The 16,427-nt window shown below is 60.6% G+C and carries 11 protein-coding genes; 7 read left to right on the plus strand and 4 right to left on the minus strand.

Annotated elements, in window-relative coordinates; all coding sequences use genetic code 11:
- Positions 1–129: 129 nt before the first annotated feature.
- Positions 130–303 carry a hypothetical protein gene (locus A0J57_RS26480; RefSeq protein ID WP_171010022.1) on the minus strand — a complete coding sequence of 58 codons (174 nt, stop codon included), beginning with the start codon at positions 301–303 and terminating at the stop codon, positions 130–132.
- 708 nt (positions 304–1,011) lie between these two features.
- Here A0J57_RS26480 and A0J57_RS26780 point away from each other — a divergent pair.
- The 4 genes from A0J57_RS26780 to A0J57_RS00615 all read left to right on the plus strand — a co-directional run bounded on the left by A0J57_RS26780 (position 1,012) and on the right by A0J57_RS00615 (position 5,214).
- A complete protein-coding gene (locus tag A0J57_RS26780) occupies positions 1,012–1,905 on the plus strand; it encodes an AraC family transcriptional regulator (RefSeq protein WP_235600730.1) in 894 nt (297 codons plus the stop codon).
- Between the two features lie 136 nt (positions 1,906–2,041).
- Positions 2,042–3,187 (plus strand): sulfotransferase, encoded by a 1,146-nt coding sequence (locus tag A0J57_RS00605; protein WP_235600731.1) that lies wholly within the window; start codon positions 2,042–2,044, stop codon positions 3,185–3,187.
- The gene (locus A0J57_RS00610; RefSeq protein WP_235600732.1) at positions 3,174–4,352 is read left to right on the plus strand and encodes a hypothetical protein; all 1,179 of its coding nucleotides are present in this window, start codon (positions 3,174–3,176) and stop codon (positions 4,350–4,352) included. Before A0J57_RS00605 ends, A0J57_RS00610 begins: the two co-directional genes overlap by 14 nt.
- A gap of 112 nt (positions 4,353–4,464) precedes the next feature.
- Positions 4,465–5,214: an SDR family NAD(P)-dependent oxidoreductase gene (locus A0J57_RS00615; RefSeq protein WP_044662189.1), complete on the plus strand. Its 750-nt coding sequence runs from the start codon at positions 4,465–4,467 to the stop codon at positions 5,212–5,214.
- A gap of 9 nt (positions 5,215–5,223) precedes the next feature.
- Here A0J57_RS00615 and A0J57_RS00620 read toward each other — a convergent pair whose 3' ends face one another.
- The 3 genes from A0J57_RS00620 to A0J57_RS00630 all read right to left on the minus strand — a co-directional run bounded on the left by A0J57_RS00620 (position 5,224) and on the right by A0J57_RS00630 (position 9,339).
- Positions 5,224–6,714 carry an aldehyde dehydrogenase family protein gene (locus tag A0J57_RS00620; protein ID WP_044662190.1) on the minus strand — a complete coding sequence of 497 codons (1,491 nt, stop codon included), beginning with the start codon at positions 6,712–6,714 and terminating at the stop codon, positions 5,224–5,226.
- Positions 6,711–8,333 (minus strand): GMC family oxidoreductase, encoded by a 1,623-nt coding sequence (locus A0J57_RS00625; protein WP_061934572.1) that lies wholly within the window; start codon positions 8,331–8,333, stop codon positions 6,711–6,713. Before A0J57_RS00625 ends, A0J57_RS00620 begins: the two co-directional genes overlap by 4 nt.
- Before the next feature lie 94 nt (positions 8,334–8,427).
- Positions 8,428–9,339 (minus strand): SMP-30/gluconolactonase/LRE family protein, encoded by a 912-nt coding sequence (locus A0J57_RS00630; protein WP_044662191.1) that lies wholly within the window; start codon positions 9,337–9,339, stop codon positions 8,428–8,430.
- A 348-nt stretch (positions 9,340–9,687) separates the two neighbouring features.
- Here A0J57_RS00630 and A0J57_RS00635 point away from each other — a divergent pair, with 348 nt between their 5' ends.
- The 3 genes from A0J57_RS00635 (at position 9,688) to A0J57_RS00645 (ending at position 16,301) form a co-directional block, all read left to right on the plus strand.
- Positions 9,688–12,060, plus strand: a complete 2,373-nt coding sequence (locus A0J57_RS00635) for a TonB-dependent receptor (RefSeq protein WP_061934570.1) — start codon at positions 9,688–9,690, stop codon at positions 12,058–12,060.
- Positions 12,061–12,177: 117 nt separating this feature from the next.
- A complete protein-coding gene (locus tag A0J57_RS00640) occupies positions 12,178–13,572 on the plus strand; it encodes a phosphotransferase (RefSeq protein WP_044662192.1) in 1,395 nt (464 codons plus the stop codon).
- Between the two features lie 296 nt (positions 13,573–13,868).
- The gene (locus tag A0J57_RS00645; RefSeq protein ID WP_044662193.1) at positions 13,869–16,301 is read left to right on the plus strand and encodes a TonB-dependent receptor; all 2,433 of its coding nucleotides are present in this window, start codon (positions 13,869–13,871) and stop codon (positions 16,299–16,301) included.
- Positions 16,302–16,427: the final 126 nt, after the last annotated feature.

Genomic DNA, 16,427 nt, shown 5'->3' on the forward strand with positions numbered 1-16,427 from the left:
TTGCCTCCTGGGGAGAGCCTCCTTGGGAACGGAGGCTGAATGTCGCAATGTGAAACCGTGCGTTGGCGGAGAGGCAGGCGCGGTAATCTCAACGGTCCGCGGCCCCCATGAGACAAGGAGGTGTCCCGCTTATTCCTCCTGATTCGCGGCGGTTCCGTTGGCAAGCGCGTCGCTGATCATCGCCGCCAATGTTTCCTCGGCGCGACCGCGAGCGGCTGCATCCCTGGATCCCAGATCGTGACGCAGCCATTGCGGCGTGCGCTCGATAACTCTTAAGATCGTAGCGTTCATTTTTTCGTCCATCCGCGAAACCTATGACGGTGGAGCGACGGCTGTGCAATGGAGCAAAGCTTGCTAGTTCTGAGGGGGCTGCTGGGGTGCTTTGGCGCTTTTGGAAAGGCGTGGGTCGTACAGGCACAGTCATTTCACCGATCTGCACACCTTTTCGTATGGATCGGCCGCTGGCAGCGGCCGAGCTTTTGACTCAGTGTGTGCCGCTGGACATCCATGAGCAGGAGGTCTCGTTTCACTGGGCCCCTTTTTGCTATTCACTCGGTATTCACTCAGTTTTTTTGCGCGTTAGGCAGCCGACTATCCCTGGAAACTAACATTTCAAGGCTTGCGCCAAGAATTGTTGACTTAGCTTTCGCTCAGTCCTCTTGCCGTGACCAGCATGACGCAGATGTCGATTTCGTTTCAGTGAGCCAATAGTCATGAAGCAGCTAATCGATCACTGACGCACCAACCCTACGATGTCGCACTCGTAGATCGCAAAAACGCAACCAAAATTATTCTTGACGCCGGTTTGGTTAAACGACTGGGAAAGGTCCGTCACCTCACCCACCGCTGGCCCTTCATCGCTTCAATCCGATGATCACGCGCCGAACCGCAAGATATTGCTCGAGTTGAAGAACTTCTGAATCGGACACTAATAAATTAGCTTCTCTCGATATGATCGATATATTATTCTCGCGATCGGCTGGGAGAAAGTGAGGGGGAGCAACAGCTGATATGCTTACAAGACCTTATGATTCTGACCGTCATCCTGAGGGTACAAGCCTGGACTTCATATTCCCGCAGGAATTCGAAACGTCTCTCGAAGCGGCGAGGGCTACAGTTGGTGCGCGCTTTGAAGTCCGGCGGTTTTTCTGGCGAGAACGAAACGAGATCGTCTTCACGCCGCCCTGCAGCTATTTCGAATTGACCCGCTTCCCGTCTATGGGCAGATATCTCGCATCTGCTCGCGACTTTTGCGAGCAGGGCGAGGTACGCTTTTATCCGGCCGCGTGTCCGTTCCAAATGCATTGGCAGGAACGCGAGCAAAGATCGCTATTTTGCAGAATAGATATTCCCGCGATCACTGGATTGCCCATGGAACTTTCCAATCAACAATTGCGCGACACCATAGACATGCGCAATCCCCATGTCAGGGCACTGCTTCTAAGGGCCCAGCAGGAACTGGTGGCGCCGGGGCTGTGTTCGCAACTCATTCTGGATTCGATCAGTGTCGGCCTCGCAGCTGAAATGGTGCAGCAATTCGGTCCAGAAACCCAACCGGAGTTCAACAGTCGCCGGACGTTCGACCAGCGCTATCTGGCTGGCCTTGTTGCACATATCCGGGAGCAGCCCGGCAGGGTCGAGATCGGGCAGTTGGCGGCGGAACGTGGCATCAGCGTCCGCCATTACGAACGCCTGTTCCGCACCGCGACGGGCGAAAGTCCCGCAGCCTTTTGTCGCCGTCATATGCTCGCTCTGGCGAAGGACCTGCTGATGGACCGATCGCTTCTGGTCAAGGAGATCGCCTATCGCTGTGGTTTTGCCAATACGGCAAGCTTCAGTGTGGCGTTCCGCCAGATAGAAGGGTGTTCGCCGCGGCAGTTCCGTGACCGGCTTTTGATCCACTGAACGCCCACTGATGTAGCCGCAATTTTCGACATCTGTTTCCGATAGGCGACATCGATGGCACCTGGGCTTTTCATCGGTATCCGGACCAGTCATCCTGCCCAAAATGGTCGTCAGACCGGTTTGAGAGAGGATGGCAATGACATTTGGATTTCCGGACGCGGACGCACTGTTGGCGCAGTATCCGCTGCCCCATTATTTACGCGATAATGTGCGGCCGGGGCTGGAACAACTGCTTGCCTCGATGGCGGAAGACCGGGCACTTAACGCCAATGGCCATGCGCGTGCGCTGCATATCATTGCCGATGACTTGTCCCGGCTGAAGGCTATCGCCGACGACCGAGCCCGCTATCCTGACATTGCCGATGTCGAAATCAGGCAGCCGCTTTTCATCCTCGGCCTCCCCCGGTGCGGCACCAGTTTCCTGCACGCCCTGATGGAAGGCGACCCGCAGATCCGCACGCCGCTGATGTGGGAAGTGGCCGAACCATCGCCCCCTCCCGAAGCGGCAACCGCCGACACGGACCCGCGCATCTCCCGGTTCGACGAACATTTGCGCGCGCAACTGGGCGGTGATGCCGACGAATTGCTCAAAGCCCATCCGCTCGGCGCCAAAATCCCGCAGGAATGCGGATCGTTCATGACGACCTCCTTTCAGAGCAGCAATCCGTGCATGTTCCAGCATCTCCCGCGCTTCTACGACTGGTTCAAGGGCATCGACGCGACCTTTCGCTACGAGGTCCACAAGATGTGGCTTCAGCATCTGGGTTGGCGGCATCCCGGCAGGCATTGGGTGCTCAAGATTCAGGAGCATATGTATAAGCTCCCCGCGCTGCGTAGCGTCTATCCCGATGCGATCTTCATTCAGCCCCATCGCGACCCGACCACCGTCATCGCCTCCATCTCCCAACTGATCAGCGTCATTCGTGGGCCGTCCTACGACCAGCTCGATCTGCATGCGCTGGGCGCCGAGTTCCTGCAACTCTGGTGGGATGGGGTGAAGTGCTGCATGGATTATCGCAAGGCGCATCCGGACCTGCCGATTTACGATATGCGTTACAAGGATCTGGTCGCGGACCCGGTCTCGACGATCCGGGCCGCCTATGATCATTTCGGCTGGGATTTCACGCCGGAGTCGGAAAAGGGCATTCTGGACTGGCTGCGGGAGAATCCGGCGGGCAAGCATGGGTCGCGCAGCTACACGCTGGCCGATTATGGCCTGACAGCCGAACAGGTGAGCGACAGGTTCGCCGAATATATCGAGACCTACCATGCCTATCTCTGAAACGTCCCAGTGGCGCGCCTGGCTGGAGCGGATGGCGGGGGCGGAAGGCATGCTGGACAGGCTGGCCGATCCCGATGATCCACAGGCCCGGGCCGAGGCGCACCGCCTGTTGTTCGCTATCCTCGCCACCGGTTATCAGACGGCCTTCGCCGACCCCGATCATCCCGATTTCGTGCCGTCGGTCAGCAGCGTCCTCAACACCGTCGGGGTCAATCCCGATTTCATCTATGGCGCGGCGCGGATCGACGGCAGCGGCATCTACAGGCTGTCGGGCACGCGGGGGGACGGGGTTTTCGTGTTCCTTGATCTGGTCGCGGGCGGTCTGGGACCGATGGAGGATCTCGGGCCTTCGGTGGGCGTGATCGATCTGGATGCCTGCACATTGGGACCGGACGGCGCGTTCGACATCCTGTTGGGCGGGGAGCGGCCGGAGGATCATGCGGGTGACTGGTTTCCGCTAGACCCGCGCGCGCTCACGATCGGCCTGCGCCATGCCTATTATGACTGGGGCGTGGGGCGCGATCTACGCATCGCGATCGAGCGGGTCGACCGGCGCGTGGGCGGCGGTCTGGTGCCCGCAGCCGAGATCGTCCATCGGCTCGATCGCCTGTCAGCGTTCGTCGAACGCTATGCCGCATTTGCCTTGGGTTATGGCCAGCGGCAGCGGGCGCAGGGCTTCGTCAACAGGCTGGAATATGATGACTGGGCCGGTCGCGGCGGCGTGGCCGGGCAGCATTATTATCAGGGCATCTTCCGGCTGAAGCCGGGGGAGGCGATGATCATCGACACGGCGGTGCCCGATCAGGTGCGTTACTGGAACGTCCAGCTCAACGATCCGCTGTGGAACACGATCGACTGGATGAACCATCAGAGCAGCCTCAACGCGGCGCAGGCGCGTCTGGACGGCGACGGCCGCTTCCGCGCCGTCATCGCACTGGACGATCCGGGCGTGCCCAACTGGCTTGATCCGGCCGGACGCAACGAAGGATCGCTGATGCTGCGCTGGACCGGCGCGAGTTCCGGGCCGGAGCCGACGCTCAGGATCGTGCCGGCTGCGGAACTCCGTTCGCATCTTCCCGCCGACACGCTGCTGGTCACGCCGGAGCAGCGGGATGAGATGATCCGTAACCGTCGGCGCGGCGCGCAATGGCGACGGCGCTGGTGAGGGGATCAACCCCATCCGGGGAAAGGTTGGCCACGCCGTAATCACCCTTATGGCAGGCATCAGCGTGGCATTCTAACCCCGCCGACGGCCCGTTTTGGAAGAGGATATGCGGATGGACTTTGCAGGCAAGGTCGTACTGGTCACCGGCGCCGGGTCGGGCCTGGGCCGCGCGGCGAGCCTCGCCTTCGCGCGGGAAGGCGCGGCACTGTGCCTTGTCGGGCGCAGCCGAGCCAAGCTGGAAGAGACCGGGCGGTTGATCCGCGACGCGGGTGGCCGGTGTGTCGAGCTGGCTTGCGATCTTGGCGAGCCGCGTGGCTGTAGGGAGGTTATCGAAGGGGCGATGACGGCATTCGGCCGGCTGGACGTGCTGTGCAATATCGCCGCCGATGTCATGTTTCACCGATTGGCGGACATCAAGGAGGAGGAATGGCACCGGACCATTGCCTCCAACCTGTCCGGCCCCTTCTTTCTCATGCAGGCGGCCATGCCGCACCTGATCGAGAGCAGCGGGAATATCATCTGCGTGGCCTCCACCGCCGGTTTCATGGGGCAGGCCTATCTGGCGCCATATACCGCCTCCAAATTCGGACTGGTCGGTTTGACGTTGTCGCTCGCGATGGAGATGATGGACAGTCCCGTGCGGATCAACATCCTCTCGCCCGGCCCGATGCGGACGGAAATGACACAGGGCATGTCCTTCCCCGATTTCGCCGATCCCCGGCTCCTCGCGCGCTACACCGGCATGCGGCCGCCCTGTCTGCCCGAGGATGTGGCCGAGCCGCTTCTGTTCCTGGCTTCCGATCGGGCGCGTCATGTGCATGGCGCCTGCTGGGCGGTCGACGGCGGCATTACCGCCGGTTAGGCAGCTTCTCTATCCGCCGATGGGATAGAAGACCGACTTCTGGTTTTGATATTCGTGCAGCCAGTCGGGACCATATTCCCGGCCCACGCCCGAGCGTTTGTAGCCGCCGATGGGCGCATAGGTCATGCGCCCGGTGCCGCCATTGAGCATGACGCTGCCCGCACGGATCTGCATCGCCATCTCATAGCCTTTGGCAGCGTCTGCGGTTTCGATGCCACCATTCAGGCCATAGCGGCTGTCGTTGGCGATGCGGATCGCCTCTTCGTCGGTATCGAAGCCGATGACGCAGCCGACCGGACCGAACACCTCTTCCTGGGCGATCGTCATCTTGTTGTCGACATCGTCGAAGATCGTGATGTCGGTGAAAAAGCCCTTGTCGAGACCGGCCGGACGCCCGCCGCCATGCACGATCCGCGCGCCCTCGTCGCGGCCGATGGCGATCAGTCTTTCGACCTTTTCCCGCTGGGATTCGCGGATCAGCGGCCCCATCGCCACGGTGGGATCGGCAGGATCGCCGATTTTGAACTGGCTGGCGATGGCGCAGGCGGTTTCGACGAACGCTTTCCTGATGCTGTTATGGACGACAAGGCGCGTGAGCAGGGCGCAGCCTTGGCCCGCATTGACCGAGAGCACGGCAACGGCCATGCCCGCGGCGCGGGCGACGTCGGCATCCTGGCGGACGATCAGCGCGGACTTTCCACCGAGTTCCAGATGCACGCGCTTCAATGTGGGGGTGGCCTGCGCCATGATAGCGGCGCCTACGCCTTCGGATCCGGTGAAGGTGACGAGGTCGACGCGCGGATCGCAGGTCAGGGTCGTGCCAACCTCCGGTCCGCCGGTAACGAGGTTCAGCACGCCTTTGGGCAGGCCGATCTCTTCGGCGATCTCCCCGAACAGCAGCGCGGAAAAAGGTGTGAAGGGCGACGGCTTCAGCACCATCGTATTGCCGGCCAGCAGCGCGGGAACGATCTTCGCCAGATTGATGAGAAAGGGGAAATTATAGCCGGTGATGGCCGCGACGACGCCCACCGGTTCGCGCACCACGGTCGTCCCGCCTATTTTCTTCGGCCCGTCGGGATTGAAGGGATCCGGGGTGATGTCGATGGGCAGGCGAACGCTGTCGTCGCGTGTCGAATGTTCGACTGCGGCCAGCAGATGGTCGAGCGGATTGGCGACCTGCATGCCTTGGGTGATGCCCTGTGAACAGCCGACTTCCGCGATGATCAGCGCCGCGATCTGCTGCCTGCGCGCATCCAGTGCGGCATGCATCCGGCGCAGACAGGTCGCGCGTTCGGACATGGCCATGCGTGGCCAGATGCCCGTGTCGAACGCATCGCGCGCGGCTGTGATCGCAGCGTCCACGGCGGCGGCGTTACCCACCGGCGCGTGGCCGATCACCGCTTCGGTGGCGGGATTGATGATGGCGTCGCGTTCGCTCCCGCCATCGACCCAGGCGCCATCGATATAAAGCTTGTCGAACGTCGTGAACGGCACGGTCATGGCATGGTTTCCTGTCTGGGCCGCAGGATCATGTCCGCGGCGTTGAGCGCGATGGCCATGGCCGGCGCATTGGTGTTGCCCGATACGATCGTCGGCATGATGGAGGTATCGACGACGCGCAGGCCGGTGACGCCGCGCACGCGAAGCTGGGGGTCGACGACGGAAGTTTCATCCGCGCCCATGCGGCATGTCCCGCAAATGTGAAAGGATGTGCCGCCAAGGGCCATGGCGTTGGCAAGAATGTCCTCGTCCGCTTCTATGCCGACGGTCTTGCCCGTTTCCTCGACGATCCAGTCCTTGAGCGCGGGCTGTTGCGCCAGGCGACGGAGCCAGCGAAACAGGGCGACGAAATGGCTCCTGTCGGCATCGGTCGCCAGATGATTGGCGTCGATGACCGGCGGGACATCCGGGTCGGCCGAACTTATCCTGACATGGCCCTGGCTGTCGGGCCGCATATAATAAGCGACGACGGTCATGCCGGGATAGGGGTCGAGCGCCACCGCGCCCTTGTCGTCCGTGTGGAAGGAGTAGAGGCCCATGCCGACCTGCGCGTCGGGCCGGTCGAGCGTGGCATCGGTCTTGACGAAGCCGCCCACTTCATGCGCTGCATGGGTCAGCGGCCCTTTCGACCCGAAGGCATAGCGCAAAGCCGACAGGATAAGGCCGACACCGGACAGTTTCTGGTTTAGGCTGTTCCCCCGGACCCTGTAGGTAAAGCCCAAATAGCGATGTTCGCGAAGGTTGCCGCCGACACCCGGCGCATCAACGACGATCGGGATGCCAAGCGATTCGAGCAAGGCGCGGGGACCGATGCCCGACAATTGCAGCAGCTTGGGGCTCTGCACCGCGCCTGCGGAAAGAATGATCTCCCGCCGGGCGGCGACCTCCTGCACGCCATCCTTGTTGCGCAGCAGGATACCGCCCGCTCGCTGTCCGTCGAACAGGATACGCAGGGCGTCAGTCTGCGGCAAAACATCCAGATTCGGGCGGCCGCGCACGGGCTTCAGAAAGGCGCGGGAGGCGGAGAAGCGCTTGCCGCGATAGGTGGATGTCGGCTGATAGCCCATGCCGCCCTGGGTCACGGCCGGCATGTCGTTCATGTCGTCCACCCGTTGCGTGCCGGCCTGCTCGGCGGCTGTCAGGAAGGCTTCGCACAGCGGGTCGCCGGAAGGGTGGACGCTGACCTTGAGGGGGCCGCCGGCACCGCGCCACGCCTTGGCGCCCAGCGCATGGTCCTCCAGAGAGACGAAATATCGGCCTATATTCTGCCAGCCCCAGCCTGTGCAGCCTGCCGCTTCCCAGCCATCATAATCGGCCGGAGCGCCCCGCACATAGACCATGCCGTTGACCGAACTGGACCCGCCAACCGCGCGGCCCTTCAGCCATATTTCCTGGGGTGCGTTGCCGCCGGGCGATACGGCGTAATCCCACACATGGGGATTGCCCGGCGCCAGCAGTTTGCCGATACCGCGCGGCATGGCGATCAACGGACTGCTGTCGTCCGGTCCCGCCTCCACCAGCAGTACCTTGACGGTCGGGTCTGCCGACAGTCGATTGGCCAGCACGCAGCCGGAAGACCCCGCCCCGACGATGATATAGTCATAACAATCAGCTGACATGGTCGCTCTTTTCCGGGGCATGGCGCGAGAGAACAACAATGGCTGCCTTGCTTGACCTGTCGGCGGGCAGGGCGGCGCTGTTGACGATGAGAGCTCAGCCGAATGCGAGGGGCAGGCCGGGGACGTCCCAGTCGATACATATGACCTTGCCGGAACTGCCCAGCGTGACGAAGGCCACCCGCCCGTCCTTGCCGCCAAAGCAGATATTGGTCGTGAGGAAATCGCCCGTTTCGATCTGCTGAGGCGTTCCGCCCTCGGGTGGAAAGATCAATATGGCGCCTTGGCCGGGCGAGGCGCAACAGATACGTCCGGCGCTATCGACGGCCAGGCTGTCGAGAAATTGACCAGGCCCGGCCCGACCGACGATGCTGTGCCCGTCCGGGGTCAGCGACGCCGTCGTGTCGATCATACCGGGCGCTGACAATCGATAGCGCAGCAGATGCGCTTCATAGGTGAGGGCGACGTAGAGGGTGCGTCCATCTGGCGATAGGCCGACGCCATTCGCCCCGTCCAATGGTCCGGCGGCGCGCCGAATTTCCGACCCGTCGGTCTTGGCATAATAAAGCCCACCCCGCATTCGCGCCGCGCCGCGATCCCTGCCGAAATCGGTGAACCAAAATCCGCCCGTTTCGTCAAAGATGAGGTCGTTCGGTCCCCAGAAGGGGGTCGCTTCGGTCGATGCATATAAGGTTTCGAAAGCGCCGCTGGCGGGATCGACGACCTGAATTGTGCCGGGCGGCGTGTCGAGAGGCGTCTCGGCCGGCAGGAGGTCGCCGTTCGGCAGGATCATCTTTTCGAAACCGCCATTGTTGCAGACATAAATCCGCCCGTCGGGACCGATCGCCGCGCCATTGGGACCGCCGCCCAGATCGGCGAGGGTGGTGCGCGCACCGTCCGGGCCAAGGCGGGACAGGCGACCGCCGAGCACCTCCACCAGCAGCAGGCCGCCATCCGGCCGCGCAATCGGTCCCTCAGGCATCAACAGCCCGTTTGCAAAGCAGGTCATCTCGTCCTCTCCCCATATGACCGACGGTATCTGCGGACCGTCCTTATCCTCATATCTGGTGGATATTGGCGTGATCGGACATCGGACCCACCTTTCGACAGGTAATTGAAAGCGCGGATTGGCGTCTAATCCGCCGCACACCCGATCCATCGGGGAAATGCGGAGGGGATGGCGGCATATTGTCCAGACAGATCGGCATATTCAACTGCCAGAAAAGCGCGATCGTCGAGCATTGGCGCGCGGGGCAGGGCGTCAGCTATCCATCGTTGATCTCATGAACAGGACAGGCCGGCGACAGACCGGCTTTCAAAGACAATGGTCATCCTTTGACCGCCAGGGAGAAGAAAAATGAAGATAACCGGTTTCATGCTGCCGATAGGGTTGCTGCTGACGACATCGCAAATGGCATTGGCGCAGTCGTCGAACGCCGCGCCGCAGGAGGGTGCTACCAGCGACATCGTGGTGACGGCGCGCCGCACCGCTGAGAATATTCAGGAGACGCCGGTTTCGGTCGTGGCTTTCGGCGCGGACTCGCTGCGGCAGGCCAATATCCGTGATACGCAGGATTTGCTGGTCAAGACGCCGGGCGTGTTCCTGGCGGGTTCAGGCGGGCGCGAAAACACCAATTTCTCCATCCGGGGTCAGTCCAAGGCGCTGGCCGGCAACAGCGCGCCCGGCGTCATCAGCTATTTCGCGGAAGTGCCGTCTCCTACGGTCGGGTCCAGCATTCCGACCTATGATCTTTCGTCCGTTCAAGTACTCAAGGGACCGCAAGGGACGTTGTTCGGCCGCAACACGACCGGTGGCGCGATCCTCTATTATCCGGCGGCGCCGGACTATAAGCTGGGAGGATATGCCAAGGCGTCCTACGGCAATTACGACGCCCGGTTGCTGGAAGCCGCAGTCAATATACCGCTGACGTCCGACACGTTGGCCATCCGCATCGCCGGTCAGATCCAGAAGCGCGACGGCTGGACGAAGAATATCGGCATCGGCGGCGACCCGGACGATCTTAATTCGCGCGCGATCCGCGGTTCGATCCTGTTCGAGCCGAGCGCCGCGTTCCGCAACACGCTTATTGTCGATTATTATCACAATGACGCGGTCGGCGGCGCATCGGTGCTGACCGATGTGCTGCCCGGTCCCAATGGACTGACGGCGACGGGCACGGCGGCGGCGGCTCTGGCGCAGTTGGCATTGCAGCGCGCGCGCGGGCCGCGCGTGATCAATTCGGACGTCGATGCGTTCGAAAAGGTCGAGCGTTTCGGTATTACCAACCGGACGGAGTTCGATCTGTCCGATGACATCACCTTCATCAATATCTTCGGTTATCGGCGCACCAAGATCGATTATTATTCCAGTGTCGATGGACTGCCCACCTTGATCGCTGATGGAAGCGGCGCGATCCCTGCCGGGCTTCCGGTGACGATCGTGGGTGGGCGCCAGACATCCGACGTCCGGCAGATCAGCGACGAAGTGCAATTGAAGGGATCGGCACTCGGCAATCGTCTCGACTGGCTGGTCGGGGCTTTCTACCTGGACAGCAAGCCGCTCGGGCCGTCGGGCACCTATATTCCGGTCTTCACCCTACCCGGTATTACCGATGCTCGCTTCAACTATAGTTTTTACAGCGAAAAGAGCCGGGCGCTGTTCGGCAATGTCAATTATGAAATCGCCGACGGCCTGCACGTCAATCTGGGCGTACGTCACACCTGGGACAAGATCGAGGCCTGCGTTGGCGGCGGCCTGAGCAATCAGCCTGTCGTTTCACCCGAAGAATGCGCGGACGGCGCGGCAACGATCCGCAATTCGAGCGTCAACAAGACCTCGTCCAAGGCGCTGACCTGGCAACTGGGCGTCGACTGGAAGGCGTCGGATGCGATCTTCCTCTATGCGATCACGCGCCGGGGCTATCGCGCTGGTGGCATTAACAGCCCGACGCTGGCCGGGCGGCTGGCGCCCTTCCAGTCCTTCGCCCCGGAAAAGGTGACGGATGTGGAGGTCGGTATCCGGTCCGACTTCACCGTGGGCGACGTCAAGCTGCAGTTCAACGCATCACCCTTTGTCGGCTGGTATAATAATGTGCAGGTGCCGATTTCGGGCCTCAACACCCAGGCGAGTTGCAGCACGATCACGCCGGGCGGGACCAATCCGCCAAAATCACCGGACGGCGATTGCGACGCCAGCAACGATCCAAGCGGCGGGACGCTGCTGGTCAACGCCGGCAAGACCCGGGTAGCGGGCATCGACCTTTCGACCCGCATCCAGCCGACATCGACCTTGTCCCTCGACGCCGGTGCGACCTTCCTGGACCTCAAGTCGCGGTCGCTGACGGTGCCTGCGAATCTCCAATCCTATCTTGCAGCGCTCAAGGTGCCGTTCAATCTGGTTGCAAAGACGACGGTCACGGCTGGCGTGCGCTGGACGTTGCCAGTGCCGCCATCCCTGGCGGAAACCGTGTTCAGCCTGGACTATTATCATTCCAGCAAGGTACGCTCTTCCGACCAGGTCCTGCCTGCCTATGACCTGGTCAACGGACGGCTGGACCTGAACGGCGTTGGCGGCAGCAATGCCGACATCAGTTTTTTCGTGCGTAATCTGTTCGATAAGAAATATCTGGCGTCGAGCAATGTCGGATCGGCGGCGCTCGGGATATTCAGTGGATTTTACGGCGCGCCGAGGACCTATGGCGTGGAGGTTCGCTATCGGTTTGGTGATTGAGGGCAGGCATTAAAAACGGTGCGTTAGCCCGATCTTTCCGCAACGGCCGCCCGGCCCATAAAGGCGGATGACGCACCGGCCATAATGGACAGAAAAAGACTATGGAGAGGACCGTCGATGGCGCAGACCGAAGCCGATCAGGATCAGGCCGAAAGCCGCGAACAGCTCAACCGATGGCTTGAGGATGTCCTGGGTTGTTCTGAAGTCGTGCTCGAAAAACAGCGGCGCTGGCGCCCGGTCTGGCGCGCCAGCGCGCAGCAAAATGGTGTGAAGCGCGACTTTCTGCTCAAGGGCGACCGCACCTGGCCGACCCATCCCTATCCGCTTGTGTATGAAATGCGCATGCAGCGCGCACTGTATGAAAATGGCATTCCCATCCCCGCCATATTGGGCATGTGCGACCAACCCAACACCATCGTGATGGAATGGATAGAAGGCGGCCGGGATCCCGGCCTGGTTCAGCAGGCGATCGAAAGCGCGTCGGTGATGACCGAGGATCGGTGGGCCGCATCGCTACGCTATATGGAGATATTGGCTGACATCCACAGCCTGCCAAGTCAGGCTTTCATTGAAGGGGGAGCCCATTTGCCGCAGGGTGCGCGCGAGATCGCCCTGCATAATTTCGAACGCTTTCATGCCATGACGGTCGAGCAGGGCATCACTGATCCGCTGCTGGAATTTTGCGCGCGATGGCTGCGCCGAAACTATCCCCGACATCGGGAATCCATCTCCTTCGTCACGGGCGATTGCGGCCAGTTCCTTTCGGACGGTGCCCAGGTTACCGGCATATTGGATGTGGAAATCGGTCATCTAGGCGATCCCATGCGCGACCTCGCGTGCTTCCGGGGGCGCCACCCGATCGAGAATATGGGCGACGTCGCCGCTCTGTTCCGTCACTATGAAACGGCGATCGGCGTACCGCTCGATTTTGACGCGATCGCCTATCACACCGTGTCCTTCCTCGCTGAAGCCATTTACGGCCCCCTGTTCGGGATGCACGAAAAGGGGCGCGGCGGCGATTGGGTCGAGGCAGCGGTACAGGTGTCGATGATCGGACGGCGATGTATGGAGGCGTTGGCCGAGATATTGGGCGTGGCGCTCGACGACATTGCGCTTCCGCCGCCCGCCGCCGTCGACCAGAATGATCTGGCACTTCATAAATTGCAGGCGGAGATCGAACGTCTGCCGGAAAGCGGATCGCTACAGGGCTGGCAACGTAATATCCTTGCCTCGATCCCTCACTATCTGCGGAACCAGCTGCGCTATCGCGATTGGCTGCGGGAAGAGGATGGCAAAGACATCGAGGCGCTGCTGGGTACGGCCTATGCCGATGCCGCCGCGGGTGAGGCCGCATTGATGCGCTTCATCGAAAAGAGCACGCCTGCCGACCATGCCGCCCTGACGCGCTTCTTTCACCGGCGGATGCTGCGACAATGCCTGGTGATCGCAGGTCCCGATGCGCCTGCCGATCATCTTGTTCTGGTGCCCATGGAGCCCTTGCTACGGGGGTAAGTGCGTGGGCCTCTGGGTCAGGATACCTATCCCACGGTATGTGTCTTAAGCGTATGAAGCGATAAAATTCGGAGGATGGAATAACCGCCGACGGCGAAACAGGAAAGTACTTAATATACTGCCCAATATCGCACTGATCTAGTTTTCAAGATCATATTCGCGGCCTTAGATCGTTGATATAATATAAGTATATAATATTTCTTCTCTTAGTACCATTAGTATAAATGCATAAAAATAATAATAAATATGGTAATTAAATTCCGTTATTTAATAATATTAATAGTGGAGGGGATGAAATGGTTAAAATATTCCGCGCAATCCTGATGGCCGGCACGGTATTGGGTGTCGGTGGTGCAGGCGTAAGCCACGCGGCAGAAGCGGTCGAGCAAAGTGCGAGCGGTGATGACAATAGCGGTGTGCGCGACATCATCGTGACGGCTCGCCGCACGTCGGAAAATCTTCAGACGGTTCCCGTTGCCGTCACGGCGCTCGATCCGACTGCGCTGCTTGAACGGCAGATTGTCGAAGTGGCGGATGTGGGCCGGGCGGCGCCGGGTTTGTCGGTGCAATCCGGTGGCACCGGCAACGCATCGCTCATATATCTCGCCATCCGTGGCAATGCGCAGAATAGCCCTAACTCATTTTCCGATCCTGCGGTCGGCATCTATGTCGATGGCGTCTATTATGGGCGACCTATCGCCGGGAATCTCGGGCTTCTCGATCTGGCTTCGGTCGAGGTCTTGCGCGGAACCCAGGGAACCTTGTTCGGACGCAACACGACGGGTGGCGCCCTCAACATGACAACTGTGCAGCCGGACGGAAATTTCGGCGGCTATGTCACCGGACGTATCGGTAACTATGAAAGCTGGTCCATCGAATCCGCGCTGACCTTGCCGATTTCGGGCGATGAATTGTCCTTGCGCCTGGCTGGCCGCTATGGCGAGAGGGGTAAGGGTTTTGGCGACAACCCGATAAGAGGGGTCGATGCGGCCCGTATCGATCACGACATCGCGGGTCGTGCCACGCTGAACTGGGAGCCGTCTGCGATCCCGATGACCGTATCCCTGTCGGCCGACTATGCCAATATCAAGGATACGTACAATAATGTCGCTCTACGCGGTATCAACCCGACCGGACCGGCGCTGGCACTATATTCCCGTCAATTCGACATTGCCAGCTTCCTCCAGAGCAAGAGCCAATTCTACAGAACATATAATGATCCAAACACGGGCAATGCCAACATCGATACGCCATATAATTATAACAAGACGTGGGGTGTCCGTGCGACCATCGAATATGATCTGGGCGACGTTAAGATCAAATCGATAACGGCCTATCGCGAGGCGGATACCGGGGATGGTACCGATCTTGACGGCACGCCCGCCAAGATCGCATCTTATGCGAGCGACTATTCGCAAAATCAGCGTAGCGAGGAACTGCAATTCTCCGGTAACCTGGGGAAACTGGAGTTCATTTTCGGCGGTTTCTATTTCAAGGAAACGGGCGATGAGCAGTCCCAGTCGCTCGTCTTCCAGGATACCGACTTCGGTTTCAACCTGGCCCCGGCCAATACCAACCTGGCCACATACAAGTCGGAATCGAAGGCCTTGTTCGTCCAAGTCAACTACAGCCTGACCGAACGGCTGCGCGTGACCGGCGGATTCCGCTATACCTGGGACAAGCGTTCGATCAACCGCATGGGCTATATCGGAGGGATTCCGGGCTTTTCCGGTTCGTTCGTCTCCAACGGCCGACTGATCACGTTGCCCGCTACGGGGCTATGCGCCGTGGGTGCTAATGCAAATCTGGTCGCCCCCGGTCCGGATTGCACGGATCCTGTGACGGCCAAATTTGATTATCCCGCCTGGCTTGCCAGCATCGACTACGAACTGGGAGACGGCAAGCTCATCTATGCAAAGACGGGTGGCGCGGCACTGGCCGGCGGTCTCAATTCGCGTCCGACCCCGCCCGATGCGAGTTCCTTTGCGCCGGAAAAGGTGAAGGATGCCGAGATCGGCTTCAAGGGCGACTTTTTCGATCGGCATCTGCGAACTAATTTTGCTGGATTCTACATTTGGCGCAACGGCGCCCAGAATGTCGTCAATGCCCTGGTTGGCGCTAATCTGACCCAGTTCGTTCAGAATGCAGGCGATGTGAAGGCCTATGGCCTTGAATTTGAAGGTACGCTCATTCCGTGGCAGGGCATGGAATTGAGCGGCGCCTTGTCCTGGCTTAAGGCGAAATATGCTGCGGGATCATTCACTGCGGCGGGCCTGGGCGGTCCGGTAGATCGTAGCGGTGAGGTCGTTCCGCGCGCGCCGCGCTGGACCTGGAACATCGGCGCGACGCAGCGTTTCCCGGTCAAAGGCGGCGAAATTGCGCTGCATGCCGACTATGCCTACACTTCTGCCGTTTATCAGGACTATGCCACTGCGGATTTGACGACACCGGCGCTCAACGATGGTGTGAACGATGCGGCGGAGCGTGCGGCGGCTATCAGCTTCATCGATACGCAGAACAGCTTCAGTCGGCTCAAGGCCTATGGCGTGCTGAACGGAAGCCTGAATTTCAAGCTCGACGGCGGAATGGAGTTCACCCTTTGGGGGCGCAACCTGACGCAGGCAAAATATTATAACGCCATATTCAACGGTTATGGCACCTTCGGCACCGCGATCGGCTTTACCGCAGCGCCGCGCACATGGGGCGCAACGGTTTCCTATCGCTTCTGACACAGGGGATGGGTGAGGTGGCGTCGTCCACTTCACCCATGGGCCTGACCCGGCCTGTTTGAACGATCCTATCTTTCGTCAGGGGTTGCGTCGCTGATTTGCTGCATAACTGCCTAGTCGAGAGAC

Source organism: Sphingobium sp. 22B (assembly GCF_001580035.1).
GTDB classification, from domain to species: domain Bacteria; phylum Pseudomonadota; class Alphaproteobacteria; order Sphingomonadales; family Sphingomonadaceae; genus Sphingobium; species Sphingobium fuliginis.